Genomic DNA, 2,721 nt, shown 5'->3' on the forward strand with positions numbered 1-2,721 from the left:
CCGCGCGACCCCTCATCCGTCGCTTCGCGACACCTTCTCCCGCAAGGGGAGAAGGATTTAAAGCCTTAAGCTTGGCCGACCGTCTCGAACATGCAGGCGGCCATCGCCTGGTCCGGGGTCTTGGCGCCGTGCAGCAGGAAGTCGAAGGCCGGATAGAAGCGGTCGGCCGCCTCCACCGCCGCGTCGATCATCGAGGCGGCCTGGGCCATGGTCGGACGCTCGCCGGCCGGCAGGGCCAGGGCGTGGCGGAACACGACCTCGCCGTCCTCGGTCCAGACCTCGAAGTGGCCCAGCCAGACGCGCTGGTTGATCAGGGCCAGCAGCTCGTAGGCGTTGGTGCGCTTGGTCTTCGACGCGCGCAGGTCCAGCGACAGGCACAGCTGCAGGCAGTCGGCCTCGGGCCGCCAGGCGAACCACAGCTCGTAGTCCTTCCAGTCGCCTTTCAGCGCGAAGGCCAGGTCGCCGTCCTCGGTGCGATCAAAGGTCAGGTTTTCGGCCGACAGCACATGTTCGACCACCTCGAGGGGGTCGAGAGCCATCAGGACGTCGTCTTCTTCCGGTTGGGTGTCCATGAGAATCCTGCGTCCCCGCCAGCGCGGGCGGGGGTCGCCCCCGCCGTGATTCGCTCACGTACCGAGGACAGTAATCTGCTTCGCGGCGTTCGTCTCAACTCGCTTCACGCCGGGGGCGAGCTGTTAAGCTTGTTATTCGCCTGTCGGCGCGGCCTTCTTGGCGGGCGCTTTCTTGGCTTCCTTGGGGGCCGCCTTGAGGCTGGCGATCTCTTCGCGCAGCGCCGCCACCTCGGCCTTCAGCGCCTCTAAATCGTCGCGGCGGACCAGGTCGAACTCGGCCGCCAGCCGGTCCGCCTGGGCGCGCATCGCGGCCTTGGCCTCCTCGCCGGCCGTCTGGGCGATGCCCATGGCCGCCTGGGTCAGCTTGGCGAATTCGTCGAGGATCGGGTTCTGGGTGTGCATCGGCTTTCCACGCGCCCGCGGATGGGCGAGCCCTCCTTATATGGGAAACAAGGGGTGAAAGCGAAGAGCCTAGGACTCCTTAGGCGATCGTAGCGGGCGCGTCCGGGCGGCAAAACCGCTCACACTTTCGCCTGACGCGGCTTTCCTAGACGCGCGTCCGGGCGGCAAAACCGCTCACACTTTCGCCTGACGCGCTTTATACGGTGCGACGATCTGTCCCGAGCGGAGCCCGAGCGCGTGATCTTCCCCGACATCGACCCGGTCGTTCACATCGGTTCGTTCGCCCTCCAGTGGGGCCCGCTGGCCTTGCGCTGGTACGCCCTGGCCTATGTGGCGGGCATCCTGCTGGGCTGGCGCTACGCGGTGCGCCTGGTGAAGACGCCCGGCCTGTGGGGCGGGCGGACCCCGACCGCCACGCCGCTGCAGATCGACGACCTCGTGCTCTGGATCACGCTCGGCATCATCCTGGGCGGGCGCCTGGGCTACATCCTTTTCTACATGCTGCCCAATGAGGCCCAGCGGACCTGGCTGCTGGCCCATCCGACCGACGCCTTCAAGATCTGGGAGGGCGGCATGGCCTTCCACGGCGGCTTCCTGGGCGTCTGCGCGGCGATCGCCCTGTTCGCCGTCCGCAACAAGATCGACATGCTGAAGCTGGGCGACCTGGTCGCCCCCGTTGCGCCGATCGGCATCTTCTTCGGCCGCATCGCCAACTTCATCAACGGTGAGCTCTGGGGGCGGGTCACAGAGCATCCGTGGGGCATCATCTTCTGCAACCAGACGATCCGTGCGGCCCATCCGCAAGGCATCTGTCCGGCGGGCGAGCTGCCGCGCCACCCCAGCCAGCTCTACGAGGCCGGCCTGGAGGGCCTGCTGCTGTTCCTGATCCTGGCCTTCGCCATCTACCGGCTGAAGTGGCTGCAACGACGCGGCGCGATCGTCGCGACCTTCCTGCTGGCCTACGGCCTGTTCCGTCTGTCGCTGGAGAACGTGCGCAACCCCGACATCGGCATGCCCGACTTCCCGTTCGGCCTGACCATGGGGATGATGCTGTCGGCGCCGATGATCCTGGTCGGCGGCTGGATGCTGTGGCGCGCGCTGCGCGCCCCGGCCGAGCCCCCCGCCTGATCCCATGAGCCTGCTGGAGCGCCTCAAGGCCCAGATCGCCCATGACGGGCCGATCGCCACGCCCGAGTTCTTCACCCGCTGCCTGCACGACCCGCGCGACGGCTACTACGCCACGCGACCAGATCTGGGGGCGGGCGGCGACTTCATCACCGCGCCCCTGGTCAGCCAGATGTTCGGCGAGCTGATCGGCCTCTGGATGATCGAGACCTGGACGCGCCTGGGCCGCCCCGCCCCGTTCCGCCTGGTCGAGATGGGCCCCGGCGACGGGACGTTGATGAGCGACCTGCTGCGCGCCGTGCGCGTGGCCCCGGAGTTTCTCGACGCGGCCGACGTGTGGCTGGTCGAGGTCTCCGAACCGCTGAAGGCCCGCCAGGCCGAGCGGCTGGGCGATCGCGCGCGCTGGGCCTCGCGGCTGGACGAGGTCCCGGGCGGCGCGCCGATGCTCCTGGTCGCCAACGAACTGCTGGATTGCCTGCCCGCCCGGCAGTTCGTCCGCACCCAGAACGGCTGGGCCGAGCGGGTGATCGGGCTGGGCGACGACGGCGAACTGGCGTTCGGGCTACGGCCGCTTAGTCCTCCCCCCAGAGGGGGAGGTGGTCGCGCAGCGACCGGGGGGGGA

Annotated in this window: 4 protein-coding genes; 2 read left to right on the forward strand and 2 right to left on the reverse strand. The window is 68.7% G+C overall.

Going from position 1 to position 2,721, the window contains the following annotated elements:
• Positions 1-65 precede the first annotated feature (65 nt).
• Together AX690_RS03355 and AX690_RS03360 are read right to left on the reverse strand one after the other, a co-directional pair.
• A complete protein-coding gene (locus tag AX690_RS03355) occupies positions 66-572 on the reverse strand; it encodes a YbjN domain-containing protein (protein WP_013077743.1) in 507 nt (168 codons plus the stop codon).
• A 132-nt stretch (positions 573-704) separates the two neighbouring features.
• Positions 705-974: an accessory factor UbiK family protein gene (locus AX690_RS03360; protein ID WP_066681126.1), complete on the reverse strand. Its 270-nt coding sequence runs from the start codon at positions 972-974 to the stop codon at positions 705-707.
• Positions 975-1,211: 237 nt separating this feature from the next.
• Between AX690_RS03360 and lgt the strand changes: the two genes are divergently transcribed.
• Positions 1,212-2,102 carry a prolipoprotein diacylglyceryl transferase gene (gene lgt / locus AX690_RS03365; protein WP_066681125.1) on the forward strand — a complete coding sequence of 297 codons (891 nt, stop codon included), beginning with the start codon at positions 1,212-1,214 and terminating at the stop codon, positions 2,100-2,102.
• 4 nt (positions 2,103-2,106) lie between these two features.
• Positions 2,107-2,721, forward strand: a 615-nt coding sequence (locus tag AX690_RS03370; RefSeq protein WP_197426773.1) for an SAM-dependent methyltransferase, incomplete at its 3' end; no start/stop codon positions are given.

Origin of the sequence: Caulobacter sp. CCH9-E1, from assembly GCF_001556515.1 — a bacterium.
Taxonomy (GTDB): domain Bacteria; phylum Pseudomonadota; class Alphaproteobacteria; order Caulobacterales; family Caulobacteraceae; genus Caulobacter.